A 25,769-nucleotide genomic window follows, 5' to 3' on the forward strand; every position below is an offset into this window, starting at 1 on the left:
ATGGTCTGGTTTTATTGGCATGTTGCGCGCGCTTGCGCCGTCTTGGCAAATCTTTTCGCGCGGCGGCGGAAACCGTCGCCCCGGCGCCCGGATTTGCGGCGCCGGCTCAGGATTTCGCGGGCAGAAGCTCGCGCGCGGCGCGCCTGACGCTGCGCTCCAGTTGCAGGCCCGGCCAAGCGGCCTCGGCCTCGGCCAGCGCCTTGGCGGCGCGCTCGGGTTCGTCCTGTTCGGCGGCGCGGACCGCGTGGGACAGCAGCAGCAGCGCATGGTCCGGCGCCCGCGCCTGCGCCAGGTTCAGCCAGCGCCAGCCGGCCTTGCGGTTGCCGGCGGCGAAACAGGCGTCCGCCAGCCGCTTGGCGGTCAGGAAGTCGCCCGGCCGCGCCGCGTCCAGCCATTCCAGCAGCGCCATGGCACGCTTGAGCCGGCCGTGCAGCCGCAGGACCGAGGCGCAGAAGCCAAGCCGCGCCGCCGCCGCCGCGTCGGGCTGGGCCGGGGGCGTGCCGGCCGCCAGTGCCGCCTCGACCTTAGCCAGCCCTTCGGCGGCGGGCCGCATCTTGCGCCACATGTCGGGCCAGTTCAGCGCCTCGCTTTGCAGGCCGGGGTCGCGGATGAACTCGAACCAGTCGATCCGCACCGCCCACAGCGGCAACACCTGGCCCGGCCCGCCCTGCGCATCGGGCTGGGCGTAGAGCGGCAGCAGCGCGGGGGCAAAGCCCAGCATCCGCGCGGTCTTGCCGTCCGCCGACAGCAGCCGCAGGCCCAAGGCCGGCATGATCGGCCCCTCGGCCGCATGGCCGGTAAAGACCATGTTGACGAAGGCCGCGCCCAGCTGGTCCGGGTCGGTGGTCTCGCTGACCAGCAGCACCTGCCGGCACAGCGGCTTGTCGCGGTTGCGGATCAGCGGCGATTCCAACCCCTGCCGCGCCAGCCGCCGCGCCTTCTGCTTGCGCCCCGCGCTCCAGGCGGTCGCGGCGAGTTCGCGATACAGGAACGGGAACCGCGCCAGCAGTTCGCGGCGGTCGGCGAGCGCATCGACCAATTCGCTGCCGCGCCCGACGCTGGCGGCATGGCGCGCGGCATAGGCGGCGCTTTGCGCCAGGTCGCCCGGGGCGAAGAAGCTGTCGGGCCGGGCGATGACACGCTCCAGCACCGCATCGAAGCCCGCGCGGCGCGCGGCATCGGGCAGGTCCGGCGGCAGCGCCAGGATCCGGCAGCCGCCGACGACCGCGGCGGCGCGGGAAAAGGCGCTGTGGCTCGGCGCCCCGACCTCGGCGCAGCCGGCCATCAGCAGAAGCTCCAGCAGGTCGCGCTCGGCCGGCGACAGCGCGGCGGTGTCCAGCAAATCCGCCGCCAGCAGCACCCGGGGATCGCCCTGGCGCAGATGCGCGACGGCGGCGGGCGTGTCGGAAAAGGCGATCACCGGCCCGTCATGGGCGGCGATGAAGGCACGGAAGAACTCGTCCGGGACGTATTTCGACGCCCATGAGGAATAGGACCAGGGATCGCCGTCCAGGATGTCGCCGCGCCGGACATGGATCGCCACCGGCGCACCGCCCCCGGCCCGGGCGATGACCCGCCGCGCCCTGGCAAGCGCCCGGCCCAGCCGCGGCGTCAGCGCCAGGTCCGCGGCCACGGCGCGCATCTCGGCCGCGACCGCGGCCGCATCCTCGTCGATGAAGCGCACCACCTCGGACATGCTGTCGCATTCATAGCGCCGCCCCTCGGCCAGGGCGCGGGCGAAGCCCTGGACATTCATGCCCGGCGCCACGGCGCGGACGTTCTGCAAGCCCGCGCGGGACGGCGCCTCGGCCACGATCTCGATATGGGCGGCGACGAATTCGGCGGTCAGGAAATGCCGCGGATCGTCTAGCTCGGGATAGGGGCCGTCGGGCTGCGACAGCCACAGGTAGCGGCCGGGGACGCCGAATTTCCGCGCCAGCCGCAGCGTGTTCAGAAGGCAGATCAGCCGCGCGCCGATCCGGTCCTGCCGGAAGCCGATGATCGCCGTCCTGTCCACCATGCCAAACCGTCCCGCGCGCTCCAAGGCGGGGTTGCAACCGCGCCGGCTCCTGCCTATCAGGACGTGCCGCCCTCCAACAGCACGGATTTTCCCCATGGACATCGCCGCCCGCCGCCAGGCCGATCCCGCCCACTGGCGCCTTGCCACCCCGATCCGCACCCTAGCCATGGACGCCGTCGAGGCGGCGAATTCCGGCCATCCCGGCATGCCGATGGGCATGGCGGACGTCGCCACCGTGCTTTTCGGCAAGCACCTGAAGTTCGACGCCTCGGCGCCCAACTGGTTCGACCGCGACCGCTTCGTGCTGTCGGCCGGCCATGGCTCGATGCTGATCTATGCCACGCTCTACCTGACCGGCTACGACCAGATGAGCCTCGACCAGATCAGGAACTTCCGCCAATGGGGCGCGATCACCGCCGGCCACCCGGAATACGGCCATGTCGAGGGGGTCGAGACCACGACCGGCCCCCTGGGCCAGGGCATCGCCACCGCGGTCGGCATGGCCATGGCCGAGGAAGCCATGCGCGCCCAGTTCGGCGCCGACCTGTGCAGCCACAAGACCTGGGTCATCGCCGGCGACGGCTGCCTGATGGAGGGCATCAGCCAGGAGGCCATCGCGCTGGCCGGCCACCAGAAGCTGCGAAACCTGATCGTGCTCTGGGACAACAACGACATCACCATCGACGGAAGGGTATCGCTGTCCGACAATACCGACCAGCTGAAGCGCTTCGAGGCCTCGGGCTGGCGCACGCTCAGCTGCGACGGCCATGACGCGGCCGACATCGACCGCGCGCTGACCGATGCCGCCTCGGGCAAGGACGACCGCCCGGTGCTGGTCGCCTGCAAGACCATCATCGGCTTCGGCGCGCCGAAGAAACAGGACACCTCGGGCGCCCACGGCTCGCCCTTGGGCGCCGAGGAGATCGCCGCCGCCCGTGCCGCCTTTGGCTGGGAGCACGGCCCCTTCGTCATCCCCGAGGACATCCTGGCCGACTGGCGCGCCATCGGCGCCCGCGGCCGCAGCGCGCGCGAGGCCTGGGCCGCCCGGGTCGATGCCGCGGCAAATCGCGACGAATTCGCCCGCCGCATCTCGGGCGAGCCGAACCCGCGCCTCGCCCCGGCCATCGCCGCGCTGAAGGAACAGGCGCTGGCCGCCAAGCCCAAGGTCGCGACCCGCAAGGCCAGCGAAATGGTGCTGGAAGCCGTCAACCCCGAACTGCCCGAAACCCTCGGCGGCTCGGCCGACCTGACCGGCTCGAACAACACCAAGACCAAGGATCTGGGCGCCTTCACGCCGGAAAACCGCACCGGCCGCTATGTCTATTACGGCATCCGCGAACACGGCATGGCGGCGGCGATGAACGGCATCTGGCTGCATGGCGGCCTGCGCCCCTATGGCGGCACCTTCATGTGCTTCACCGACTACGCCCGCGGCGCCATGCGGCTGTCGGCGCTGATGGGCCTGCCGGTGGTCTATGTCATGACCCATGACAGCATCGGCCTGGGCGAGGACGGCCCGACCCACCAGCCGGTCGAGCACCTGGCGATCTGCCGCGCCACGCCCAACACGCTGACCTTCCGCCCCTGCGACCTGGTCGAGACCGCCGAGGCCTGGGAGATCGCGCTGTCGAACGATTCCGCCCCCTCGGTGCTGGCGCTGTCGCGTCAGAACCTGCCGCTGCTGCGCGAGACCGCGGGCGAGAACCTGACCGCGAAAGGCGCTTATGTCCTGCGCGAGGCCTCGGGCGAGCCGCAGGTGATCCTGATGGCCACCGGCTCCGAGGTGGAAATCGCCGTCGCCGCCCGCGAGACGCTGGAAGCCAAGGGCATCCCGACCCGCGTCGTCTCGGTGCCGTCGATGGAGCTGTTCCGCGACCAGCCCGAGGACTATCGCCGCCAGGTGCTGCCCAAGGGCCCGGTCCGCATCGCCATCGAGGCGGCGGTGCGCCAACCCTGGGACTGGCTCTTGCTGGGCGAGCGCGGCAAGGAAAAGAAAGCCGGCTTCATTGGCATGACCGGCTTTGGCGCCTCGGCCCCGGCGCCGACGCTCTACAAGGAATTCGGCATCACCGCCGAGGATACCGTCGCCTTGGCGAAACGCCTGCTCGACTGACCTTCAAGGGCCGCGCCCCCCGCATCGGCGCGGCCCTTCCGCCGCTTTCCGTTTTCCAAATACCCAAACCGCCCGCGCGGCCCAGGCCCCGGCCTTCTCTGTTTTCCAAATACCCATCGCGCCCGCTCCGCCCGGCGCGACCGCCCCCATGGACCCCGGCCCGCGCCACAGGCATAAGACGCGGGGAGACCCGCATGACACCGCCCCAGACCACCCTGCCGCCGATCATCGCCGCTCCGGGCAACCCAGGCCGCGCGACGCAGCTTACCGGCATCCTGCTGCTGCTCATGGCGATCTTCACCTTCACGCTGATGGATGCGACCGGCAAATACCTCGCCACGCGCTATCACCCGGTGCAGGTGGTCTGGGTGCGCTTCGTCGCCAATCTCGCCATCGTGGCGCTGGTGCTGGCGCCGCGGCTGCGCAGCGCGCTCGCCACGCGCCGGCCGGTGGTGCAGCTGTTCCGGGGCGTGACGCAGCTCGGCTCGATCCTCTTGTTCTTCAGTTCGCTGCAATTCATCGGCCTGGCCGAGGCCACGGCGATCATGGACATCAACCCGGTGCTCATCACCTTGGGCGCCGCGCTGTTTCTGGGCGAAAGCATCGGCATCCGCCGGGCGTTGGGCATCGCGGCGGCGCTTTGCGGCGCGCTGATCATCATCCGGCCCGGCGCCGGCGTGTTCCAGCCCGCCGCCGTGCTGCCGCTGATCGGCGCCTGCACCTATGCCGCCGGCGCCATCCTGACCCGCATCGCCCGCAGCGATTCCACCGCGACCTCGGTCTTGTGGTCGGCGCTGGTCGGCTCGGTGCTGGCCTCGTTTGCGGTGCCGTTCTTCTGGCAGCCGATCGCGGCCGGGGACCTGTGGGCCTTCGCGCTGCTGGGCATCTTCGGCACCGTGGCCCAGGCGCTGCTGATCCGCGCCTTCGCGCTCGCCGAGGCCGCCGCCATCGCCCCCTTCGGCTATACCGGCCTGATCTGGGCGGGCTTGTGGGGCTGGCTCTTCTGGGGCAACCTGCCGGATCTCTGGACCGTCACCGGCGCCTTGATCATCGTCGGCGCCGGCCTTTATGTCTGGATGCGCGAGGCCCGCGCGATGAACCGGGCCGGTTGAGCAGGACCGCGATGAGCGATACCGACACACCCGAGCCCGTGCCCCTGCGCGACCGCATCGCAAACGGCGCTTTCCTGGCCATCATGGGGCTGGCGCGCGCCCTGCCCTATGAACGCCGCATTCCGGCCATGGGCTGGTTCTTCGCCTGGGTGCTCGGCCCGCTTGCCGGCTGGCGCCAGCGCATCCGCACGAACCTCGCCATGGCCCGGCCCGATCTCTCGCCCGCCGAATTGCGCCACCTGCTGCGCGCGGTGCCGGAAAACGCCGGCCGCTCGCTGGCCGAGATCTATTCCGGCGCCGAATTCGTCGACCGCATCCACGCCGCCGACCCGCTGACCGGCCCCGGCCTTGCCGCGCTGGAGCAGGCGGCCCAGGCCGGCCGGCCGGTGATCCTGGCGGTGGCGCATTTCGGCAATTACGACGCCATGCGCGCGGCCCTGGCCGGGCGCGGCTGGCCGGTCGGTGCGCTCTACCGGCCGATGAACAACGAGGCGTTTAACCGCCACTACATCCCCGCCATGCGCGCCATCGCCGAGCCGATGTTCCCGCGCGGCCGCGCGGGACTGGCCGCCATGCTGCGCTTTCTCAAGGGCGGCGGCTGGATGGCGCTGGGGTTCGACCAGTTCGACGACCACGGCGCCGAGCTGCGCTTCTTCGGCCTGCCCACCAGGACCGTGCTGACCCCGGCCGAGCTTGCCATCCGCTACGACGCGCTGGTCGTGCCGGTCGCCGGCATCCGCCAGCCCGACGGGTTGAGCTTCCGCGTCGAGGTCGGCGCGCCGATCCCGCACAGCGATCCGGCGGCGATGATGCAGGCGTTGAACGACGATCTCGAGCGCCTGGTCCGCGCGCATATGGCGCAGTGGTTCTGGGTCCACCGGCGCTGGAAACGCCGGCGCTAGACGGCGAAACCCTTTCCCTCGGGTTGTAGTCCGGTTTATAAGCCCCGCAGCCGCCGCGCAGAGAACGCGGCCCCATGAACGACATCCAGAGGACGGCATGAGCGACGATTCCAAAGAAGCTGGTCACGAAAAGCGCCATCACGAAGGCGATGTCGCCTTCATCCAGGCCCTTGCCGAACTGCTCAACCGCAACGAGCTGACCGAGCTGACCGTCAAGCGCGAATATGACGAAAACGACCGCCTGACCGTCAGCCTGTCGAAGCAGCAAAAGCAGATCGTCCAGACCGTCGCCGCCGCCCCGGCCGCCCTGCCCGCACCCGCCGCCGCTGCCGCAGCCTCGACCGCCGCCGCCGCCCCGGCCGCGAGCGAGGATCCTGCCAGCCTGCCCGGCGTCGTCACCTCGCCCATGGTCGGCACCGCCTATCTGTCGCCCGAGCCCGGCGCCAATGCCTTCGTCAGCATCGGCCAGCAGGTCAAGGAAGGCGAGACGCTGATGATCGTCGAGGCGATGAAGACCATGAACCACATCCCCTCGCCGCGTTCGGGCACCGTCAAGCGCATCCTGGTCGACGACGGCAGCCCGGTCGAATACGGCGCCCCCCTGATGGTGGTCGAGTGAGCGGCCAGATGTTCGACAAGATCCTGATCGCCAACCGCGGCGAGATCGCGCTGCGCGTGATCCGCGCCTGCCGCGAGATGGGCATCGCCACCGTCGCGGTGCATTCCACCGCCGATGCCGACGCGATGCATGTGCGCATGGCCGACGAATCCGTCTGCATCGGCCCGCCGCCCTCGCCCGAAAGCTACCTGTCGCAACCGGCGATCATCTCGGCCTGCGAGATCACCGGCGCCCAGGCGATCCACCCCGGCTATGGCTTCCTGTCGGAAAACGCCGGCTTCGTGCAGATGGTCGAGGATCACGGCATCGCCTTCATCGGCCCCTCGGCCGAACATATCCGCATCATGGGCGACAAGATCACCGCCAAGGAAACCGCGAAATCGCTGGGCATCCCGGTGGTTCCCGGCTCGGACGGCGGCGTGCCGGACGTGGCTTCGGCCAAGGCCGTGGCGGCCAAGATCGGCTATCCGGTCATCATCAAGGCCACCGCCGGCGGCGGCGGCCGCGGCATGAAGGTGGCGCTGGACGAGGCGAGCCTGGAAAACGCCTTCCGCACCGCCCGGGCCGAGTCGAAAGCCGCCTTCGGCAATGACGAGGTCTATATCGAGAAATACCTGCAGCGCCCGCGCCATATCGAGATCCAGGTCTTCGGCGACGGCCGCGGCCGCGCGGTCCATCTGGGCGAGCGCGACTGTTCGCTGCAACGCCGCCACCAGAAGGTGCTGGAAGAGGCGCCCGGCCCGGTCATCACGCCCGAGCAGCGCGCCGAGATCGGCGGCATCTGCGCCAATGCCATGGCCAAGCTCGGCTATCGCGGCGCCGGCACCATCGAGTTCCTGTTCGAGGACGGCGCGTTCTATTTCATCGAGATGAACACCCGGCTTCAGGTCGAGCATCCGGTGACCGAGGCGATCTTCGGCGTCGACCTGGTGCGCCAGCAGATCCTGGTCGCCGCCGGCGCCGAGATGGAATTCCGCCAGGAGGACCTGAAGATCAACGGCCACGCCATCGAGGTGCGCATCAACGCCGAGAAGCTGCCGAACTTCACCCCCTCGCCCGGCAAGATCTCGCAATATCATGCCCCCGGCGGCCTGGGCGTGCGGATGGACAGCGCGATCTATGACGGCTATCGCATCCCGCCCTATTACGACAGCCTGATCGGCAAGCTGATCGTGCATGGCCGCGACCGGCCCGAGGCGCTGGCGCGGCTCAGCCGGGCGCTGGACGAGCTGATCGTGGACGGCGTCGATACCACCATCCCGCTGTTCCACGCCCTGCTGGAGAACCCCGACATCCAGCGCGGCGATTACTCGATCCACTGGCTGGAACGCTGGCTGGCCGAGATGGCCAGCACCTGACCATGGCGGGACGGCGACCGGCAGCCCGGGCATGAGCGGCGGCCTGACGGCCGGCGCCATGCTGGCCGCCTATGCCCGGGGCGTCTTCCCGATGGCGGGCTCGGCCGCGGACCCGCAGCTCTACTGGTTCGAGCCCGGCCTGCGCGGCATCCTGCCGGTGGGCGGCGTGCATGTCTCGCGCTCGATGCGGCGCTTCCTGCGGCATTGCGGCTGGCAGGCCAGCATCGACCGCGACTTCGCCGGCGTGGTGCGCGGCTGCGCCGACCGACCCGAGACCTGGATCAACCCGCAGCTCTTCGCGCTCTATCAAGAGCTGTTCCGCATGGGCCACGCCCATTCGATCGAGATCTACGAGGGCGACCGCCTGATCGGCGGCATGTTCGGCCTGGTGCTGGGCGGCGCCTTCTTCGCCGAAAGCATGTTCTCGCGCCGGCCCAATGCCTCGAAGGCTGCGATGATCTGGATCTCCGAGCATCTGGCGCGCTGCGGCTTCACGCTGTGGGACACGCAATATCCCAATCCGCACCTGGCCTCGATGGGCGGGCAGACCATTCCGCGCGCCGAATATCGCCGCCTGCTGGCCGCGGCGTTGCGGGTCGAGGCGGATTTCCTGGCCGAGCCGCTGCCCACGGCGCTTGTCCTGTCGCAAACCGCCAGCCGGGAGCTCTAGGCTCCAGACCCATTGATTTCAGGCCTTTCGCGTGATTCAGGCACCGGGAGGAGATCTGATCGATGAGCAACCTTTACTGGCTGAATGACACGCAGATGGATCGCTTGAAGCCGTTCTTCCCGAAGAGCCATGGCAAGCCCCGCGTCGATGATCGTCGCGTTCTGAGCGGTATAATATTCATCAATCGCAATGGCTTGAGGTGGTGCGATGCGCCCAAGGAATACGGCCCGGCCAAGACCCTCTATAACCGGTGGAAGCGTTGGAGCGACAACGGCGTCTTCGCCCGGATCATGGCCGGCCTGGCCGCCGAGAGCGCCGAGCACAAGACGATCATGATCGACGCGACCTACCTCAAGGCACACCGCACGGCGTCGAGCCTGTGCGTGAAAAAGGGGGGCGCGGGCGCCAGATCGGGCGCACCAAAGGCGGCATGAACACCAAGTTGCACGCCGTTGCGGATGCGAAGGGGCGACCGATCGGGTTCTTCATGTCGGCCGGGCAGGTCAGTGATTACACCGGCGCGGCGGCGCTGTTGGGCAGCCTGCCGAAAGCGGGTTGGCTGCTGACCGACAGGGGCTATGATGCCGATTGGTTCAGAGATTCGTTGAAAGACAAGGGGATAAAGGTCTGCATTCCGGGCCGGAAGTCTCGCAAGAAAGCGGTGAAATACGACAAGAGGCGCTACAAGCGGCGCAACCGCATCGAGGTCATGTTCGGGCGCCTGAAGGACTGGCGGCGTGTCGCCACCCGATACGACCGCTGCCCGGAAACCTTCTTCTCTGCGATCATGCTCGCCGCAACCGTCTTGTTCTGGCTATGATCCAGAACGAGGTGCCGTAACGGGGCCTGCGTCGCGACCCGCCCGTTACCGTTGCAAGATTGAGGGCAAGCTGGCGCCATTCCCGTATCGGATCTACATGGAGGACTGCGGGATGAAGCTGTTTGTCGGGCTGGATGTGTCGCTGGAGAAGACCGCGATCTGCGTGATCAGCGAGCATGGGAAGATCGTGAAGGAGGCGCAGGTGGCCAGCGAGCCCAAAGCGCTGTCGTGCTGGATCTGCGACCAGGACGGCGCAATTGCCGCCGTCGGGCTTGAGGCTGGCCCCTTGTCGCAGTGGCTGCATCGCGGGTTGTCAGATGCGGGACTACCTGTCGTTCTAATGGAAACCAGACAGGTAAAAGGCGCCCTGAAGGCCATGCCGATCAAGACGGACCGGCGGGATGCAGAGGGTATTGCACGTCTGATTCATCTTGGTTGGTTCCGACCCGTTCATTGCAAATCGGTGTCTGCACAGGAGGTTAGAGCGGTGCTCAGCGCTCGTAAGGCTGTGCAACAAGGGTTTATCACGCTGGAAATGTCACTGCGCGGGCTGCTGCGGAACTTCGGGCTCAAGGTTGGCACCATATCCCGCGGCAGGTTCGAACAGCGTATCCGCGAACTGGCGGCGGGCAACCCGATGCTGGAAGCGGCAACCGAACCCATGCTTCGCGCGCGCGCGGCGCTGCGGCGAGAGCTGGCGGGTCTTGAACGCAATGTCCGTCAACTCTCCCAGGAAGATCCGGTCTGTCGTCGGCTGATGTCGATGCCCGGGATCGGCGCCGTCGTGGCGTTGACCTATCGATCCGCTGTCGATGATCCCGCCCGCTTCACATCCTCGAAGAAGGTCGGACCATGGGTCGGCCTGACGCCGTCTCGCAACCAGTCGGGCGAGCGCGACATCTCGGGCGGGATCACCAAGGCAGGCGACGTCAACCTTCGACGCGCGCTGTGCCAGGCCGCAACCGTCATGATGCATCGTGGACGGGCGAGCTGGCTGCGAACCTGGGCGGCAAAACTTGCGCGCCGTCGGGGTGCCAAGCGCGCGATGGTTGCGCTGGCCCGCCGCATCGCCGTGATCCTGCACCGGATGTGGAAGGATGACACCGACTTCCGTTTTGACATTCCCGTGCTTCATGCCGGCTGAAGACACAGATTCCAGACTGCTGCCCGCCTGATCGCGGGCCTTCGAGGTCCCCACGGGACGCGGTTCCGGTGATGCCGTGCTCAGGACTGATGCCGATCGTATCGAGCACGCCAATGAGATGGGCACATCGGAATTGCATTGAACCAGCATCATGTTGGCAGCCACAGCGCTGACCACGGACCGAAGCATGCACCCGGGTCGATCTCAGGCGAAGGCTGCCGAACAGGGAAGCAGATCACTTTCTCAAAGAACAAGACCGCGCGCTCCGGCGGCACATCCCGTATGCGCAAAACCGCTTGACTGGGACGACCCCGTTACCGAAGTCCTGAGCCTAGGCTGGTCCGGGCTGCATTCTGTCGACCAGGCCAGAGACCGGTCCGAAAGCAGCCTAGGCTGGGCTATCCCCTGCATCTATCCCCGGGTAGGCGGGCATTATCGCCGCGCCTGGCAGCCTGTTTGATCCCGCGGTTAATGGTGCGACCTTTGCCAGAAATGGTGCGGCGACCGCAAGCTGCGCTCGCAAGGCTGAGCCGGAAGCTTGGGGATTCCGTGCAACGCGCACAGATCGAAGCCCGCCGCTCCCGAGGCACGCGCGCGAAGCCGGACCGGACGATACAGGGCTCGGGGCAGGCTTCATGCAATTCCGGCCATAAGCCGGGCGGCTATTGCCGCAGGGAAAGCTGCGGACCCGGCGCGCCCAGATCGTCGGCACGCGCAAGCGGCTTACAGCCCGGATCTGCGCCGCGAGAGACAAGGAGTCGTCGACGATCTCAAGAACCTGGCCGGCGCCCGAAAACCATGCCGGATCAGATCGGAGAGATCGAGCGCGGATCGAAAGTGCCGTCGCACGAGAGAACAATCTGGCGACAGGCCCGGCTGCAGCGTCCCATTCCCGGAATTGGCCCGGTTATGGGCAGCCTGATCGCCGAGATGCCCGACTTCGGCCGGATGACCGCCGACGAAGCCGCAGCCATGACAAGCCGTGCCCTACCACCTGCGCGGCAAGCGACCGATTGGGGCGGCGAGCGCTGCGAGATGTTCTGTTCCAGGCAGCACCCGCCGCAGGCCGCAATCCGGCACTGAAGACACACCTCGAAGAAAGCGACAGGCCGCACCAGCTCATCATTGTTGCAGGCTGACACAATCGCAAATGCGGCCCTCGAGACGACCACGACATGGCGAACCAACCCGTCGATCAGATCCAGCTGCTAGGCCCGGTCGCAGGCCACCACCCAGACGTCATAGCGCGAATCGTCCAGCGCCGAGAGCGCCGGAGCCGAGGCGATCATCCAGCCGGAAAACACCTGCTTGTTGGCGCGCCGGTCGGTGATGGTCAGTTCGGCATAGGCGTCGGCGCTGGGATCGGCGGCCGGAAAGCGGCATTCCGCCAGGCTGACCTGCAGACGGCCGAATTCCACCGACTGGCCGTTGGCCAGTTCGAAGTCGCGGGTCTGGCCGGTGATCTTGTCGAGCCCGCGCAGCTGCGCCCCCTGGCCGCGCGCGGTCTCGGGGCCCTTGGCAGCCTCGGCGGCGCGCTGGCGCTCGGCGGCCGAGGGCTCGGCCGGCACCACTGCCTGCGGATCGTCGCTGAAGGCCGGGTCGACCATCAGCTGCTGGTCCTCGTCCGGCACCTCGTCCTGGGCCAGCGCCGGGCCTGCCGCCAGCAGCAGGCACAGGCAGGCGCGGGTCAGAAACTCGGTCATTGGGCGCCCTCCTCGTCGGCCGCGCTTTGCGAATCCACGAATTTCATCATCAGCGAGAGCAGGCTGACGGCGCCCTGCACGTCCTCGATCTCGTCGCCAGGCTGCAGGTTCTCGGCCGCGCCGCCGGGTTGCAGCTCGATATAGGCGCCGCCCAGCAGGCCGTCCGACTGGATCAGCGCCGCGCTGTCGGTGGGCAGCACGATCCGCTCGGGCAGCCGCAGCCGCGCCTCGGCGAAATAGGTCTGCGGGTTCAGCTCGACTGCCGCCACCCGGCCGACCTTGACCCCCGCGACACGCACATCGGTGCCGACCTCGATCCCGTCCACGTTCGGAAAAGCCGCGCGCAGTTCATAGCCGCCACCCAGCTGGCCGCGCCATGCGCTGCCGCCGGCGGACCAGGCCAGAAAGCCGGCTGCGACGGCAAGGACCGCCGCGCCCACCCATAGCTCGGCCCGTTCGGCGGCGCTGGTCACCGGCTTACTCGGGCTGCCAGGCGTCGTAGTCGCGGCGCTGCGCCGGCTCGGCCCGATAGAGCGAACCCGCCGGGTGATAGGCGGCCGGCGTGCCGGTCATGTTCGGCTCATGCGGCTTTTCCCAAGGCTTGTGGCCCAGCGGCTCCTGCGTCGGCGGCTGCTTGTAGGTGTGATGCAGCCAGCCGTGCCATTCGGGCGAGACGCGGCTTGCCTCGGCCTCGCCATTGTAGATCACCCAGCGGCGCTTGCCGCCACCCGACTGGTAATAGACGTTGCCCTGATCATCCTGGCCGACCTTCTCGCCGTAGAGCCTGGTCCAGACCTGGGTGTTCAGGGTCTGGCTGTTCCACCAGGTCAGGATGCGAAGCAGAAGCGACATGGGTGCGAACCTCTTGAATTTGTCTGGCCGAGATATGGCGCAACTCGCCCGGAAGGTCCAGAGAAGTTGCGCCTGACGGTCCCGCCCCCGCCGGCGAAGACGGGCCGGAGCGGAATCAGACCCGAGAGTCGCGGCAGCCCAGCTGCACCGATCCAGTCGACCAATCCGAGGAACAGACGCCTGCCGCATGCCAGCGTCCATGCCTGTCCTGCGGGCTGCCAGCCAATCCAACCGGCAACGCCGGGCGAGATCACCGCGACACCGTCAGGCCGTCTTAGCTGGCGGTCGCGGTTTCCTTCTTGGCGTCGGTGTGGATCAGCAGCGGCTTGGCGGTCGCGTTGTCGACGGCATCCTCGTTAACCACCACCTCGGCCACGCTGTCCATGCCCGGCAGGTCAAACATCGTGTCGAGCAGGATGTCCTCCATGATCGAGCGCAGGCCGCGCGCGCCGGTCTTGCGCTTGATGGCACGGCGGGCGATGGCGGTCAGCGCGTCCTCGGTGAAGGTCAGCTTGACGTTTTCCAGGTCGAACAGGCGCTGATATTGCTTGACCAGCGCGTTCTTCGGCTCGGTCAGGATGGTGATCAACGCGGCCTCGTCCAGATCGCCCAGCGTGGCGATGACCGGCAGGCGGCCGACGAATTCCGGGATCAGGCCGAATTTCAGCAGATCCTCGGGCTCGAGCTGCTTGAAGAGCTCGCCCACGCCCTTGTCGTCGTTTTCCTTGACCGAGGCGCCGAAGCCCATCGCCGTGCCCTTGTTGCGCTGCGCGATGATGCGGTCGAGGCCGGCAAAGGCACCGCCGCAGATGAACAGGATGTTCGTGGTGTCCACCTGCAGGAATTCCTGCTGCGGATGCTTGCGCCCGCCCTGCGGCGGCACCGAGGCCACCGTGCCCTCCATGATCTTCAGCAGCGCCTGCTGCACGCCCTCGCCCGAGACGTCGCGGGTGATCGAGGGATTGTCGGACTTGCGGGTGATCTTGTCGACCTCGTCGATATAGACGATGCCGCGCTGCGCCCGCTCGACGTTGTATTCCGAGGCCTGCAGCAGCTTCAGGATGATGTTTTCCACATCCTCGCCGACATAGCCGGCCTCGGTCAGCGTGGTCGCATCGGCCATGGTGAAGGGCACGTCCAGGATGCGGGCCAGGGTCTGCGCCAGCAGCGTCTTGCCGCAGCCGGTCGGACCGATCAGCAGGATGTTTGACTTCGCCAGCTCAATGTCGGTCTTGGAGCTGTGGTTCAGCCGCTTATAGTGGTTGTGCACCGCGACCGAGAGCACGCGCTTGGCATGTTCCTGGCCGATGACGTAATCGTCCAGCACGTTGCAGATTTCGCGCGGGCTGGGCACGCCGTCGCCGGATTTCAGCGCCGAGGTCTTGGTCTCTTCGCGGATGATGTCCATGCAGAGTTCGACGCATTCATCGCAGATGAACACGGTCGGCCCGGCGATCAGCTTGCGGACCTCGTGCTGGCTCTTGCCGCAGAAGCTGCAATAGAGCGTGTTCTTGCTGTCGCCGCCGGTCGGGTTGGCCATCGGTTCGATCCTCGTATTGCCTCGGAGGCCCGGCGTGACTGCCGGGCGACCGCCTGTTCGCGGACGGGACGAAGCGTGCCCCGCGCATTTCGGCATATGTTACGGGCGCCACCTGCCCGTCACAATCCCAAACCTCGGCGACTTGCCGAGATTTTATCCTATTTCTCGGGCGTGGCCTTGCCGCGCGGCTCCAGGATCTCGTCGATCAGGCCCCATTCCTTGGCCTCCTCGGGCGACATGAAGCGGTCGCGCTCCAGCGCCTCCTCGACCTCTTCCAGGGTGCGGCCGGTGTGCTGGACATAGATCTCGTTCAGGCGGCGCTTCAGCTTTTCCGTCTCGCGCGCATGGATCAGGATGTCGGTCGCCTGGCCCTGGAAGCCGCCCGAGGGCTGGTGGACCATGATGCGCGAGTTCGGCAGCGAGAAGCGGTTGCCCGGCTGGCCGGCGCAAAGCAGCAGCGAACCCATCGAGGCCGCCTGCCCCACCACCAGCGTCGAGACGCGCGGCTTGATGTATTGCATGGTGTCATAGATCGACAGGCCCGCGGTCACCACGCCGCCGGGGCTGTTGATATACATGCTGATGTCCTTGGTCGGATTCTCCGCCTCGAGGAACAAGAGCTGCGCCGAGATCAGCGTCGCCATGCCGTCATGCACCGGGCCGGACAGGAAGATGATCCGTTCCTTCAGCAGGCGCGAGAAGATGTCATAGGCGCGTTCGCCCCGGCTGGTCTGTTCGACGACCATGGGGACGAGCGTGTTCATGTAGAATTCTGCCGGATCGTGCATGTCTTTTCCTGCTTTTGTCCCTGCCTGGCCTGCCCGTTTCGCGATTCGACCCGAAAGCGCGGTGGCGCCTCGTCGTCTCATAGACGCGAAAGGTTGACAGAGTCTTAGTAACGCCAGCCCGCGAGGACAAGAGAGCGATAAAATTTGCCCCTCGCCGCCCGCCCCGTTACTCTGGCGCCGAGCGACGGAGAAACGCATGAAACTGATCGTGGGCCTGGGCAATCCCGGCCCGAAATACGCGCAAAACCGGCATAACGTGGGCTTCATGGCGGTCGATCGCATCGCCGCGGACCACGGCTTTTCCCCTTGGCGCGCGCGCTTCCAGGGCGAGATCGCCGAGGGCCGCCTGGGCGATGAGCGCGTCACGCTGCTGAAACCCGCGACCTTCATGAACCTGTCGGGCCAGGCGGTGGGCGAGGCCATGCGCTATCTGAAGCTGACGCCGGCCGAGGTGATCGTGCTGCATGACGAGCTGGACCTCGCGCCCGGCCGCGTGCGGGTCAAGACCGGCGGCGGCCATGCCGGCCACAACGGGCTGCGCTCGATCCACCAGCATATCGGCGAGGCTTACCGGCGGCTGCGCATCGGCATCGGCCACCCCGGCCACAAGGACCGGGTCGCGGGCTATGTGCTGTCGGATTTCGCCAAGGCCGAGCAGGAGGGGCTGGACGACCTCTTGCGCGGCATCTCGGACGGGGCGGCGGCGCTGGCTGCGGGCGACGACGCGCGGCTGATGAATGCGGTCGCGGCCCGCGTGGCCCCGGCGCGGAACAGCGGCACGCGGCAGGAAAAGCCGGCCGACCCGCCCGCGCCGAAGGCCCCGCCCGCCGCCGAACCGCAAAGCATGGCCGAGCGGCTGCGCGCGCTTGGCGACCGGTTCCGCTGATGGGCTGGCAGCAGGCCTTCGCCGATCAGACGCGCGCCTGCCGTGCCCTGGGCTCGGGCCTGACGGCGCGGGTCTGCGAATCCCTGACGCGGGCCATTGCAGCCGACCAGGGGCCGGTCGGGCGGCGGGTCAAATCCTGGCCGGGAGATCCGGCGGTCGGCGCGGATTCCCTGCCGCTGCGGCTGTGCGGTGCGCTGCATGCGCTGGTGCTTTCGGAACAGGCGCCGGATCTGGCGCGCGCCTATGCCATGGGCGGCGGGGTGGACCTGGATAGGGTGATTGCCGATATCATTCAGCAGCATGACAGGCCTATCCTGGAATTCATCGAGCATGCGCCGCAGACGAATGAGGTCGGCCGCTCGGCGGTGCTGATCGCCGGCGCCTGGTTTCTGGGCCGGATGACGCAGCCCGCCGCTTTCGAGCTGCTGGAGCTGGGTGCCAGCGCCGGGCTGAACCTGAACTTTCCGCGCTACAGCCTTGCCGATGAAAAGGGATTCCAACCCACTCTTGCCGGTGAGCCCGCTTCGGCGCTGCGGCTGGCGCCGCTGTGGCGCGGGACGCCGCCGCAACCGGCGGCGCTGGCGATCACCGGCGCGCAAGGCGTGGACCTGAACCCGCTCGACCCGCAGCGCGACGGGGCGCGGCTGATGGCCTATGTCTGGGCCGACCAGCGCGACCGGCTGGCGCGGCTGCGGGCGGCGCTCTCCATCGCCGCCGAGCATCCGCCGCATGTCGAGCGCGCCGATGCCGCCGACTGGCTGGAGACGCAGCTGGCCAGGCCGGCATCGCAGGGCCGGCTGGTCTATCACACCGTCGCCGCGCAGTATTTTCCACAATCTACCCGCGACCGGATCGAGGCGGCGCTGCAGGACGCCGGCGCGCGCGCCGCGCCCGACACGCCGCTGGCGCATCTGTCGATGGAGGCGGATGGCGGCGACGGTGCCGCCCTGCGGCTGCGGCTCTGGGCCGGCGGCCTGCGGGAATGGGATCTGGGCCGGGCCGATTTTCACGGCCGCTGGCTCGACTGGCAGCCGAAGGAGATCTGACATGGACCCCGCGCTGAACGTCTTGGGCGGCAAGCTGGAAAGCTGTTCGACCGCGCCGATGACCGGCTTTTTCCGCGACGGCTGCTGCAACACCGGCCCCGAGGATACCGGGCGCCACACCGTCTGCGTCATCGTCACCGCCGAGTTTCTGGCGCTGTCGAAATACCTCGGCAACGACCTCAGCACGCCGCGGCCCGAGTTCCGCTTTCCGGGGCTGAAGCCCGGCGACCGCTGGTGCCTTTGCGCGGCGCGCTTCCTGCAAGCCGCGCAGGAATTCGCCGCGCCCGAGGTGGTGCTGGCGGCGACGCATGCCCGCACGCTGGATATCGTGCCGCTGGCCCTGCTGCAGGCCCATGCCGCCGGGCGCGAGGGCTAGGCGGTGTAAAGCCAGATTCCGGGGCATCTGCGCTACCGATGAATTGCGGGCCCAGCGCGGGCGATCTGGCCGAGGCGCTCCAGGTCTCGCGCCAGACCGTCGATGCGCTGGAGCGGCACCGCTGCGACCCCGGCCTGCCGCTGGCCTTGCGGCTGGCGCAGCTCTTCGACTGCCGGATCGAGGACATCTTCCAGCCCCGAAACGACACCGCCCCGGCTTTCGACCGGGGCGGGCGCCTTATTTCCAGATCGGCGCGTGGCGGTTCACGTCCTTGTAGAGCAGGTAGCGGAAGTTCCCCGGCCCGCCGGCATAGCAGCATTGCGGGCAGAAGGCGCGCAGCCACATGAAATCGCCCGGGCCGACCTCGACCCAGTCGCGGTTCAGGCGATAGACCGCCTTGCCCTCGATCACGAACAGCCCGTGCTCCATGACATGGGTCTCGGCGAAGGGGATCGAGCCGCCCGGCTTGAAGGTCACGATGGTGATATGCATGTCGTGGCGCATATCGGTCGGGTCCATGAAGCGGGTGGTGGCCCAGCTGTCATTGGTGTCGGGCATCGGGATCGGCGCGATGTCGCGTTCGTTGGCGATGATCACCTCGGGCTTGTCCAGCCCCTCGACCGCCTGCCAGCGCTTGCGCCACCAGTGGAAGCGCGAAAGCTGGTCGCCCGCGCGCACCGTCCATTCCGTGCCGGCAGGAACATAGGCAAAGCCGCCCGGGGTCAACTCATGCACCTGGCCCGCAATGGTCAGGGTGACGGCGCCGTCGGTGACGAAGATCGCCGATTGCACGCCCGCGTCCTCTTCCGGCCGGTCCGAGCCGCCCTGCGGTTGCAGCTCGACGATATACTGGCTGAAGGTCTCGGCAAAGCCCGAGAGCGGCCGGGCGATCATCCACAGCCGCATGCCGGTCCAGCCCGGCAGGAAGCTGGTCACGATGTCGCGCATCGTGCTGGCGGGGATGACGGCATAGGCCTCGGTGAAGACGGCGGTGTCGGTGGTCAGGTCGGTCTGGGGCGGCAGACCGGCGAAGGGTCCGGCATAACTCGGTGCGGCCATGGTCGCGCCTTTCGGGATATTGTTCATCGGGAATCCTATTTCAGCGCGTCATGCAGCCGCAACTCGGCGATGCGCATGACCTGGCGCTCGGCCTCGGCCCGCTCTGTCGCGGTGTCGTTGCCGATGCGTGCCTGCATCGCCGCCATGATGCCGGGCTTGTCGTGGTCGCGGACCGCGATGATGAAGGGGAAGCCGTGCTTGGCGACATAATCGGTGTTCAGCGCCTGGAAGGCCTCGCGCTCGGCATCGGTCAGCGCATCGAGCCCGGCCGAGGCCTGTTCCGAGGTGCTTTCCGCCGTCAGCCGCTTGGCCAGCGCCAGCTTGCCGGCCAGGTCCGGGTGCGCGACCAGCACGCCCAGCCGTTCCTCGTCCGAGGCGCCGCGGAAGACCTGCGCCATGCGCGCGGCCAGGCCGGCGGGCGTGTCGTGGATCGCGCCCATCTCGCCGTCCCAGACCCGTTCGGCGATGAAGGGCGAATGCTCGTAGATGCCGCCGAATTTCTGCACGAATTCCTCGCGCGCCATTTCGGACGGGCGCTGGCGCGGCTGGAACGGATGCGTCCTGGCCCAGTGCCGGGCGATGTCGAGCCGGGTGGCGAACCAGACGCCCTCATGCTTGCGGCAATGCTCCAGGAACTTCTGCACCGCGATGGCGCGGCCCGGACGGCCGGCCAGCCGGCAATGCAGGCCGATGGACATCATCTTGGGCGCGCCGGCCTGCCCTTCGGCATAGAGCACGTCGAAACTGTCGCGCAGATAGTCGAAGAACTCGACCCCGGTGCCGAAGCCCTGGCCCGAGGAGAAGCGCATGTCGTTGGCGTCCATCGTATAGGGCACCATGAGCTGCGGCTTGCCCTTGTGGACGTGCCAATAGGGCAGGTCGTCGGCGATGGTGTCGGCCAGGTATTCGAAGCCGCCCTCCTCGCATCCCAGGCCCACCGTGTTCATCGAGGTGCGGCCCTGGTAGAAGCCGCGCGGCCGCTCGCCGGTGACGCGGGTGTGCAGCTCGACCGCCTTGGCGATATGCTCGGCCTCGGTCTCGGCCGGGATGTCGCGGTAGTCGATCCATTTGTAGCCATGGGTGGCGATTTCCCAGCCGGCGCGCTGCATGGCCGCGACCTGCTCGGGCGCGCGCTCCAGCGCGGTCGCCACGCCATAGATGGTGACCGGCGTGTCCTTCAGCAGGCGATGCAGCCGCCAGAAGCCCGCGCGGGCGCCATAGTCATAGATCGATTCCATGTTCCAGTGCCGCTTGCCCGGCCAGGGCTGGCAGCCGATGATCTCGGACAGGAAGGCCTCGGAGGCGGCGTCGCCGTGTTCCAGGCTGTTCTCGCCGCCCTCCTCGTAGTTGATGACGATCTGCACCGCGATCTTGGCACCACCGGGCCATTTCGGATCGGGCGTGGTCTCGCCATAGCCAATCATGTCGCGGCTGTATCGCATCGCTTGCTTCCTTCTGGTTCTTCCGGCTTGATAGCACAGACCATCTGGACGGGCTTTCAGGCAAGCGCCTATTCCTAAAAACAGATCCAAGATTTCGTTGAAAATCGCGATTTATCCATAACCGATTGAAACTCTGTCGCTGGAACCGGGATGGTCGGTCTTGCCTGCTTGCGCATAGTGTGAGCGCATGGCGGCAAACCGCCGATGGGAGGAACCATGCTAGACAAGCACTTCGGGCTGACGGCCCATGGCACCAGCGTAAGGACGGAGGTGATCGCCGGCATCACCACCTTCCTGACGATGGCCTATATCATCTTCGTGAACCCGGACATTTTGTCCTCGACCGGCATGGACCGCAACGCGGTCTTCGTCGCGACCTGCCTTGCCGCGGCCATCGGCTCGGCCGTGATGGCGCTTTGGGCGAACTGGCCCATCGGCATGGCGCCCGGCATGGGGCTGAACGCCTTCTTCGCCTTCACCGTGGTCGGCGCGCTGGGCTTCACCTGGCAGCAGGCGCTGGGGGCGGTGTTCATCTCGGGCCTGGTGTTCCTGTTCCTGTCGGCGACCGGCATCCGGCGCTGGCTGATCGCCGGCATCCCGACCTCGATGCGCTCGGCCATCGCGGCGGGCATCGGCATGTTCCTGGGGCTGATCGCGCTGAAGAATTCGGGCATCGTCGTCGACAATCCGGCGACGCTGGTGGGCCTGGGCGATCTGACCGCCACCGGCACGCTGCTGGCCATCGCCGGCTTCTTCATCATCGCGGCGCTGGACGCGCTGAAGGTGCGCGGCTCGATCCTGATCGGCATCCTGGTCATCACCGTGGCCTCGATCCTGCTGGGCGCCAGCCAGTTCGGCGGCGTCATCTCCATGCCGCCCTCGATCGGGCCGACCTTCCTGCAGCTCGACATCGCCGGGGCGCTGACCGTGGGCATCTTCCACGTCATCCTGGTCATGGTTCTGGTCGAGGTTTTTGACGCCACCGGCACGCTGATCGGCGTCGCCAAGCGCGCCGGCCTGCTGACCGAAGGCCCCGCCCATACCAACAAGGGCCTGAGCCGCGCGCTGATGGCCGATTCGACGGCGATCCTGGCCGGCTCGCTCCTGGGCACCAGCTCGACCACCGCCTATGTCGAAAGCGCCTCGGGCGTGCAGGCGGGCGGGCGCACCGGGTTGACCGCGCTGGTCGTCGCCGTGCTGTTCCTGCTGGCGATGTTCTTCGCCCCGCTCGCCGGCTCGGTCCCGGCCTATGCCACGGCGCCGGCGCTGCTCTATGTCGCCTGCCTGATGGTGCGCGAGTTCGAGGAGATCAGCTGGGGCGACGTCACCGAAAGCGCGCCGGCGGTGCTGACCGCGCTGATGATGCCCTTCACCTATTCCATCGCCAACGGCCTGGCCTTCGGCTTCGTGAGCTACGCCGCGATCAAGCTCTTGACCGGCCGCGCGCGCGAAGTTCACGCGGCGACCTGGATCGTGGCGGCGCTTTTCGTGATCCGCTTCGCCTTCTTCATGGAATGATCCGACAGGGGGCCGACCGGCCCCCTGACCTCTCGTCAGGTCTGGCCTCATCTATTCGCGCAATCTGGCTCTATCCCTTTGCCCGTTTCAGGCGCAGTCAGGATGAAACCCCTTTGCCGCAGGAGCCCGGCCATGACGCTTGATCTGAATCCCAACGACATGTCGCATGTGGTCGAGGCCGACCGCGCCCATGTCTGGCACCACCTCAGCCAGCACAAGCAATACGAGACCATCGACCCCCGCGTCTTCGTCGAGGGCAAGGGCATGAAGCTGTGGGATGCGACCGGACGCGAGTTCCTGGACGCGGTCTCGGGCGGGGTCTGGACCGTCAACGTCGGCTATGGCCGCGAAAGCATCGCCAATGCGATCCGCGACCAGCTCATCAAGCTGAACTATTACGCCGGCGCCGCCGGCACCGTGCCGGGCGCCATCTTCGCCCAGAAGCTGATCGAGAAGATGCCGGGCATGAGCCGGGTCTATTACTCGAACTCGGGCTCCGAGGCGAACGAGAAGGTCTACAAGATGGTGCGCCAGATCGCGGCGAACCACCACGGCGGCCGCAAGTGGAAGATCCTCTACCGCGACCGCGACTATCACGGCACCACCATCGGCACGCTGGCGACCAGCGGCCAGGACCAGCGCGCCACCGCCTACGGCCCCTTCCCCGACGGTTTCGTGCGCGTGCCGCATTGCCTGGAATACCGCAAGCAATGGGACGTGGAAAACTACGGTGAGCGTGCCGCCGACGCCATCGAGGAGGTGATCCTGCGCGAGGGGCCCGATACCGTCGGCGCCATCGTGCTGGAGCCGGTGACCGCCGGCGGCGGCGTCATCACCCCGCCCGAGGGCTATTGGCAGCGCGTGCAGGAGATCTGCCACAAATACGACATCCTGCTGCATATCGACGAGGTGGTCTGCGGGCTCGGCCGCACCGGCACCTGGTTCGGCTATCAGCATTACGGGATTGAGCCGGATTTCGTGACCATGGCCAAGGGCGTCGCCTCGGGCTATGCCGCGATCTCCTGCACCGTCACCACCGAGCGCGTCTTCGAGATGTTCAAGGACAGACCCGAGGACGGCATGAGCTTCTTCCGCGACATCTCGACCTTCGGCGGCTGCACCTCGGGGCCGGTCGCGGCGATCGAGAACATGCGCATCATCGAGGAAGAGAAGCTCTTGGAAAACACCGTCGCCATGGGAAACCGGGTGCTGGACAACCTGACCTCGCTGATGGACAAGCACGCCGTCATCGGCGACGTGCGCGGCAAGGGCCTGTTCTGCGGCGCCGAGCTGGTCTCCGACCGCAAGACCCGCGAGCCGATGGACGAGAAAAAGGTCCAGGCCGTGGTCGCCGAATGCCTGGCGCAGGGCGTCATCATCGGCGCGACCAACCGCTCGCTGCCCGGGTTCAACAACACGCTCTGCCTGTCGCCGGCGCTGATCGCGACCGAGGGCGACATCGACCGCATCACCGACACCATCGACCGGGCACTGACCAAGGTCTTTGGCTGACGGGACTTGATCCGCGGCGGCATTCGGGGGAGTGATCCTCCGACAGCCGCCGCGGATCCGCCATGCCCATTCCCCCCGACGCATTCTTCCTGGACCACGGCGCCGGCCTGCCGCTGCAGGTGCAGCTGCGCCGCCAGATCATCGCGGCGGTGACGGCGGGCCGGTTCCGGGCCGGGGAAAAGCTGCCCTCGACCCGGGCGCTGGCCCGGCATCTGGGCGTGGCGCGGGTGACGGTGGCGCAGGCCTTCGCCGAGCTGGTCTCGACCGACTACCTGGCCAGCCGCGACCGGGCCGGGCATTTCATCTCGGACGCCATCGAGCGCCATCTCGAGGCCGAGCCGGCTGGTTCTGTCCCGGCCCTCGCCCCCGCGGTGCCGCGCTTCGACTGGGACAGCAAGCTCGAGGGCCGCTTCGGCAGCGCCCGCCGCTCGGACCGCGAGCGCGACTGGCGCCGCTTTGCCTATCCCTTCATCTACGGCCAGGCCGATCCGACGCTGGTCGACCACGCCGCCTGGCGCGACTGCGCCATGCGCACGCTGGGCCGGCGCGAATTCGACAGCGTGACCGGCGATCTCTACGACGCCGACGATGCCGAACTGGTCGATCACATCGCGCGCCAGATCCTGCCCCGGCGCGGCATCGCCGCCCATCAGGGCGAGATCCTGCTGACCATGGGGGCGCAGAACGCGCTGTGGCTGGCGGCGCAGGTGCTGCTGCGGCCCGGCGCCTCCTGCGCGGTCGAGGACCCGTCCTATCCCGGCCAGCGCGAGATCCTGTCGGCCAGCGGCGCGCGGCTCTTGCCGGTGCCGGTCGATGCCCACGGCCTGCCGCCCGATGCGGTGCCGGCGGGCGTGGCCGCGGTCTTTACCACCGCCAGCCACCAATGCCCGACCAATTCCACCATGCCGCTGGCCCGCCGCAAGGAACTGCTGGCGCGGGCCGAGGCGCAGGGCTTTGCCGTGGTCGAGGACGATTACGAATTCGAGATGTCCTTCGCCGGCGCCCCCTCGCCCGCGCTCAAGGCCATCGACCGGGCCGGGGCGGTGATCTATATCGGCAGCTTCTCGAAATCGGTGTTTCCGGGCGTGCGGCTGGGCTATCTGGTCGCCGATCCCCGCTTTATCGCCGAGGCGCGGGCGCTGCGCGGCATGGCGCTGCGCCATCCGCCCGGCCACATGCAGCGCACGCTGGCGCATTTCCTGTCGCTGGGCCATTACGACGCCCAGGCCAATCGCATGCGCCGCGCCTATGCCCGCCGCCGGGCCGTCATGCTGGAGGCCATCGCGCGAGAGGGCCTGCAACTCGCCTCGCCCGAGGCCAACGGCGGCTCCAGCTTCTGGCTGGCGACCGGCGGCGTCGACTCCTCGGCGCTGACCGAGGCGCTGAAGGCCCGCGACGTGCTGATCGAGCCGGGATGGCCCTTCTTTGCCGATCCGGCGCGCGGGCGGGGCTTCTTCCGACTGGCCTATTCCTCGATCTCGGCCGAGCGCATCCCCGAGGGCATCCGCCGCATCGCCGAGGCGATCCGCAGCGAGCCGCACGGAAATGTCATGGCATCCCGCTTGACCAAGCCGGGCAGCGATGGCTTTCAGGAGGAGCCCTGAGGAAAGGATCATCCATGCGCCGCCCCCTTGCCGCAATCGCCGTCGCGCTGAGCCTCGGGCTGTCGCTGGTGCCGGGCCTTACCCCGGCACAGGACGCGGCCGAGATCGCCGCGATCAAGCGCGCCGTCTTCGACGCGCCGGACCTGCCGGTCATGGGCAATGCGCGGGGCGACGTGGTGCTGGTCGAGTTTTCCGACTACAATTGCGGCTTCTGCCGCAAATCCGCCCCCGAGGTCACGGCCTTCCTGAAATCCGACCCCGGCGTCAAGCTGGTGGTGCATGAGATCCCGATCTTCGGCGAGGGCTCGCATCACGCCGCCCGGGCCGCGCTGGCCGCGCGGGCGCAGGGAAAATACCCGCAGTTCCACCGGGCGCTGATGGCCGTGCGCGGCAGGGCCGAGGAGGCTTCGGTGCTGCGCGTCGCGCGCGAGGTCGGGCTGGACGTGGCACGGCTGCAACGCGACATGGAAGCGCCCGAGATCACCGCCCGCATCGAGCGGTCGCTGCAGCTGGCCGACGAGATCGGCTTGGTCGGCACGCCCAGCTTCGTCGTCGGCGACCGGGCGGTCTTCGGCTATCTGCCGCGCGCCGACCTGGCCGAACTGGTGGCCGAGGCCCGGGCCGCGCACTGACCCGCCCCCGAAACGCCGGACGCGCCCGGGGCGGGATGCCGCCGGGCGCGTCC

The 25,769-nt window shown here is 68.0% G+C and carries 24 protein-coding genes; 16 read left to right on the forward strand and 8 right to left on the reverse strand.

Features of this window, described 5'->3' with window-relative positions; genetic code table 11:
- Positions 1-106: 106 nt before the first annotated feature.
- Positions 107-2,020 (reverse strand): hypothetical protein, encoded by a 1,914-nt coding sequence (locus ASV56_RS03080; protein WP_062562213.1) that lies wholly within the window; start codon positions 2,018-2,020, stop codon positions 107-109.
- A gap of 94 nt (positions 2,021-2,114) precedes the next feature.
- Here ASV56_RS03080 and tkt point away from each other — a divergent pair, with 94 nt between their 5' ends.
- The 9 genes from tkt to ASV56_RS24115 all read left to right on the forward strand — a co-directional run bounded on the left by tkt (position 2,115) and on the right by ASV56_RS24115 (position 11,841).
- Positions 2,115-4,133, forward strand: coding sequence for a transketolase (tkt, locus tag ASV56_RS03085; RefSeq protein WP_062560747.1), 2,019 nt, complete (start codon positions 2,115-2,117; stop codon positions 4,131-4,133).
- A 194-nt stretch (positions 4,134-4,327) separates the two neighbouring features.
- Positions 4,328-5,245, forward strand: coding sequence for a DMT family transporter (locus ASV56_RS03090; RefSeq protein WP_062560748.1), 918 nt, complete (start codon positions 4,328-4,330; stop codon positions 5,243-5,245).
- Positions 5,246-5,256: 11 nt separating this feature from the next.
- On the forward strand, positions 5,257-6,147 hold the full coding sequence (locus ASV56_RS03095) for a lysophospholipid acyltransferase family protein (protein WP_062560749.1): 891 nt from the start codon (positions 5,257-5,259) through the stop codon (positions 6,145-6,147).
- Positions 6,148-6,244: 97 nt separating this feature from the next.
- Positions 6,245-6,766, forward strand: a complete 522-nt coding sequence (gene accB, locus ASV56_RS03100; protein ID WP_062560750.1) for an acetyl-CoA carboxylase biotin carboxyl carrier protein — start codon at positions 6,245-6,247, stop codon at positions 6,764-6,766.
- 8 nt (positions 6,767-6,774) lie between these two features.
- Complete coding sequence (gene accC, locus ASV56_RS03105; protein WP_062560751.1) at positions 6,775-8,124, forward strand: acetyl-CoA carboxylase biotin carboxylase subunit; 1,350 nt, start codon at positions 6,775-6,777, stop codon at positions 8,122-8,124.
- Between the two features lie 31 nt (positions 8,125-8,155).
- Positions 8,156-8,794 carry a leucyl/phenylalanyl-tRNA--protein transferase gene (gene aat / locus ASV56_RS03110; RefSeq protein ID WP_062560752.1) on the forward strand — a complete coding sequence of 213 codons (639 nt, stop codon included), beginning with the start codon at positions 8,156-8,158 and terminating at the stop codon, positions 8,792-8,794.
- A gap of 62 nt (positions 8,795-8,856) precedes the next feature.
- A protein-coding gene (locus tag ASV56_RS22460; protein ID WP_156429051.1) for an IS5 family transposase occupies positions 8,857-9,614 on the forward strand; the annotation gives its coding sequence in 2 pieces (ribosomal slippage) (positions 8,857-9,181 and positions 9,181-9,614; 759 coding nt in all).
- 112 nt (positions 9,615-9,726) lie between these two features.
- A complete protein-coding gene (locus ASV56_RS03125; protein WP_062560594.1) occupies positions 9,727-10,758 on the forward strand; it encodes an IS110 family RNA-guided transposase in 1,032 nt (343 codons plus the stop codon).
- Between the two features lie 798 nt (positions 10,759-11,556).
- Complete coding sequence (locus tag ASV56_RS24115) at positions 11,557-11,841, forward strand: hypothetical protein (RefSeq protein WP_062560755.1); 285 nt, start codon at positions 11,557-11,559, stop codon at positions 11,839-11,841.
- Between the two features lie 125 nt (positions 11,842-11,966).
- On the opposite strand, the gene ASV56_RS03135 is transcribed toward ASV56_RS24115, so the two are convergent.
- The 5 genes from ASV56_RS03135 to ASV56_RS03155 all read right to left on the reverse strand — a co-directional run bounded on the left by ASV56_RS03135 (position 11,967) and on the right by ASV56_RS03155 (position 15,641).
- Entirely contained in the window at positions 11,967-12,461 is a 495-nt protein-coding gene (locus ASV56_RS03135) for a DUF2155 domain-containing protein (protein ID WP_082724716.1), read from the reverse strand.
- Positions 12,458-12,934 carry an outer membrane lipid asymmetry maintenance protein MlaD gene (mlaD, locus tag ASV56_RS03140; RefSeq protein WP_062560756.1) on the reverse strand — a complete coding sequence of 159 codons (477 nt, stop codon included), beginning with the start codon at positions 12,932-12,934 and terminating at the stop codon, positions 12,458-12,460. Before mlaD ends, ASV56_RS03135 begins: the two co-directional genes overlap by 4 nt.
- Positions 12,935-12,938: 4 nt before the next feature.
- Positions 12,939-13,313, reverse strand: coding sequence for an NADH:ubiquinone oxidoreductase subunit NDUFA12 (locus tag ASV56_RS03145; protein WP_062560757.1), 375 nt, complete (start codon positions 13,311-13,313; stop codon positions 12,939-12,941).
- A 274-nt stretch (positions 13,314-13,587) separates the two neighbouring features.
- Complete coding sequence (gene clpX, locus ASV56_RS03150) at positions 13,588-14,853, reverse strand: ATP-dependent Clp protease ATP-binding subunit ClpX (RefSeq protein WP_062560758.1); 1,266 nt, start codon at positions 14,851-14,853, stop codon at positions 13,588-13,590.
- 158 nt (positions 14,854-15,011) lie between these two features.
- Positions 15,012-15,641, reverse strand: a complete 630-nt coding sequence (locus ASV56_RS03155) for an ATP-dependent Clp protease proteolytic subunit (protein ID WP_017998002.1) — start codon at positions 15,639-15,641, stop codon at positions 15,012-15,014.
- Between the two features lie 196 nt (positions 15,642-15,837).
- Between ASV56_RS03155 and pth the strand changes: the two genes are divergently transcribed.
- Genes pth through ASV56_RS03170 form a run of 3 tightly spaced genes read left to right on the forward strand, consistent with a single transcriptional unit; the run spans position 15,838 to position 17,949 of the window.
- Positions 15,838-16,527, forward strand: a complete 690-nt coding sequence (pth, locus tag ASV56_RS03160; protein WP_062560759.1) for an aminoacyl-tRNA hydrolase — start codon at positions 15,838-15,840, stop codon at positions 16,525-16,527.
- The gene (locus ASV56_RS03165; RefSeq protein ID WP_062560760.1) at positions 16,527-17,573 is read left to right on the forward strand and encodes a DUF2332 domain-containing protein; all 1,047 of its coding nucleotides are present in this window, start codon (positions 16,527-16,529) and stop codon (positions 17,571-17,573) included. Before pth ends, ASV56_RS03165 begins: the two co-directional genes overlap by 1 nt.
- Position 17,574: 1 nt before the next feature.
- Positions 17,575-17,949 (forward strand): DUF2237 family protein, encoded by a 375-nt coding sequence (locus ASV56_RS03170; protein ID WP_062560761.1) that lies wholly within the window; start codon positions 17,575-17,577, stop codon positions 17,947-17,949.
- 237 nt (positions 17,950-18,186) lie between these two features.
- On the opposite strand, the gene ASV56_RS03175 is transcribed toward ASV56_RS03170, so the two are convergent.
- Both ASV56_RS03175 and puuE read right to left on the reverse strand, forming a co-directional pair.
- A complete protein-coding gene (locus ASV56_RS03175; protein ID WP_062562215.1) occupies positions 18,187-19,008 on the reverse strand; it encodes a bifunctional allantoicase/(S)-ureidoglycine aminohydrolase in 822 nt (273 codons plus the stop codon).
- A gap of 35 nt (positions 19,009-19,043) precedes the next feature.
- Positions 19,044-20,450 carry an allantoinase PuuE gene (gene puuE, locus ASV56_RS03180; RefSeq protein WP_062560762.1) on the reverse strand — a complete coding sequence of 469 codons (1,407 nt, stop codon included), beginning with the start codon at positions 20,448-20,450 and terminating at the stop codon, positions 19,044-19,046.
- A gap of 216 nt (positions 20,451-20,666) precedes the next feature.
- Between puuE and ASV56_RS03185 the strand changes: the two genes are divergently transcribed.
- The 4 genes from ASV56_RS03185 to ASV56_RS03200 all read left to right on the forward strand — a co-directional run bounded on the left by ASV56_RS03185 (position 20,667) and on the right by ASV56_RS03200 (position 25,716).
- Positions 20,667-21,968 carry an NCS2 family permease gene (locus ASV56_RS03185; RefSeq protein WP_062560763.1) on the forward strand — a complete coding sequence of 434 codons (1,302 nt, stop codon included), beginning with the start codon at positions 20,667-20,669 and terminating at the stop codon, positions 21,966-21,968.
- Positions 21,969-22,100: 132 nt separating this feature from the next.
- The gene (tpa, locus tag ASV56_RS03190) at positions 22,101-23,480 is read left to right on the forward strand and encodes a hypotaurine--pyruvate aminotransferase Tpa (protein WP_062560764.1); all 1,380 of its coding nucleotides are present in this window, start codon (positions 22,101-22,103) and stop codon (positions 23,478-23,480) included.
- A gap of 62 nt (positions 23,481-23,542) precedes the next feature.
- A complete protein-coding gene (locus ASV56_RS03195; protein ID WP_253879849.1) occupies positions 23,543-25,084 on the forward strand; it encodes a MocR-like pyridoxine biosynthesis transcription factor PdxR in 1,542 nt (513 codons plus the stop codon).
- A 14-nt stretch (positions 25,085-25,098) separates the two neighbouring features.
- A complete protein-coding gene (locus ASV56_RS03200) occupies positions 25,099-25,716 on the forward strand; it encodes a DsbA family protein (RefSeq protein ID WP_062560765.1) in 618 nt (205 codons plus the stop codon).
- Positions 25,717-25,769: the final 53 nt, after the last annotated feature.

The organism is Paracoccus aminovorans (assembly GCF_001546115.1).
In the GTDB taxonomy this organism is placed as follows: Bacteria; Pseudomonadota; Alphaproteobacteria; order Rhodobacterales; family Rhodobacteraceae; genus Paracoccus; species Paracoccus aminovorans_B.

Excerpts from the sequence above, each read along its gene's own strand:
- ASV56_RS03080 (WP_062562213.1), bottom strand. The coding sequence starts at position 2,020 with ATGGTGGACAGGACGGCGATCATCGGCTTCCGGCAGGACCGGATCGGC.
- tkt (WP_062560747.1), top strand. The coding sequence starts at position 2,115 with ATGGACATCGCCGCCCGCCGCCAGGCCGATCCCGCCCACTGGCGCCTT.
- ASV56_RS03090 (WP_062560748.1), top strand. The coding sequence starts at position 4,328 with ATGACACCGCCCCAGACCACCCTGCCGCCGATCATCGCCGCTCCGGGC.
- ASV56_RS03095 (WP_062560749.1), top strand. The coding sequence starts at position 5,257 with ATGAGCGATACCGACACACCCGAGCCCGTGCCCCTGCGCGACCGCATC.
- accB (WP_062560750.1), top strand. The coding sequence starts at position 6,245 with ATGAGCGACGATTCCAAAGAAGCTGGTCACGAAAAGCGCCATCACGAA.
- accC (WP_062560751.1), top strand. The coding sequence starts at position 6,775 with ATGTTCGACAAGATCCTGATCGCCAACCGCGGCGAGATCGCGCTGCGC.
- aat (WP_062560752.1), top strand. The coding sequence starts at position 8,156 with ATGAGCGGCGGCCTGACGGCCGGCGCCATGCTGGCCGCCTATGCCCGG.
- ASV56_RS03125 (WP_062560594.1), top strand. The coding sequence starts at position 9,727 with ATGAAGCTGTTTGTCGGGCTGGATGTGTCGCTGGAGAAGACCGCGATC.
- ASV56_RS24115 (WP_062560755.1), top strand. The coding sequence starts at position 11,557 with ATGCCGGATCAGATCGGAGAGATCGAGCGCGGATCGAAAGTGCCGTCG.
- ASV56_RS03135 (WP_082724716.1), bottom strand. The coding sequence starts at position 12,461 with ATGACCGAGTTTCTGACCCGCGCCTGCCTGTGCCTGCTGCTGGCGGCA.
- ASV56_RS03145 (WP_062560757.1), bottom strand. The coding sequence starts at position 13,313 with ATGTCGCTTCTGCTTCGCATCCTGACCTGGTGGAACAGCCAGACCCTG.
- clpX (WP_062560758.1), bottom strand. The coding sequence starts at position 14,853 with ATGGCCAACCCGACCGGCGGCGACAGCAAGAACACGCTCTATTGCAGC.
- ASV56_RS03155 (WP_017998002.1), bottom strand. The coding sequence starts at position 15,641 with ATGCACGATCCGGCAGAATTCTACATGAACACGCTCGTCCCCATGGTC.
- pth (WP_062560759.1), top strand. The coding sequence starts at position 15,838 with ATGAAACTGATCGTGGGCCTGGGCAATCCCGGCCCGAAATACGCGCAA.
- ASV56_RS03165 (WP_062560760.1), top strand. The coding sequence starts at position 16,527 with ATGGGCTGGCAGCAGGCCTTCGCCGATCAGACGCGCGCCTGCCGTGCC.
- ASV56_RS03170 (WP_062560761.1), top strand. The coding sequence starts at position 17,575 with ATGGACCCCGCGCTGAACGTCTTGGGCGGCAAGCTGGAAAGCTGTTCG.
- ASV56_RS03175 (WP_062562215.1), bottom strand. The coding sequence starts at position 19,008 with ATGGCCGCACCGAGTTATGCCGGACCCTTCGCCGGTCTGCCGCCCCAG.
- puuE (WP_062560762.1), bottom strand. The coding sequence starts at position 20,450 with ATGCGATACAGCCGCGACATGATTGGCTATGGCGAGACCACGCCCGAT.
- ASV56_RS03185 (WP_062560763.1), top strand. The coding sequence starts at position 20,667 with ATGCTAGACAAGCACTTCGGGCTGACGGCCCATGGCACCAGCGTAAGG.
- tpa (WP_062560764.1), top strand. The coding sequence starts at position 22,101 with ATGACGCTTGATCTGAATCCCAACGACATGTCGCATGTGGTCGAGGCC.
- ASV56_RS03195 (WP_253879849.1), top strand. The coding sequence starts at position 23,543 with ATGCCCATTCCCCCCGACGCATTCTTCCTGGACCACGGCGCCGGCCTG.
- ASV56_RS03200 (WP_062560765.1), top strand. The coding sequence starts at position 25,099 with ATGCGCCGCCCCCTTGCCGCAATCGCCGTCGCGCTGAGCCTCGGGCTG.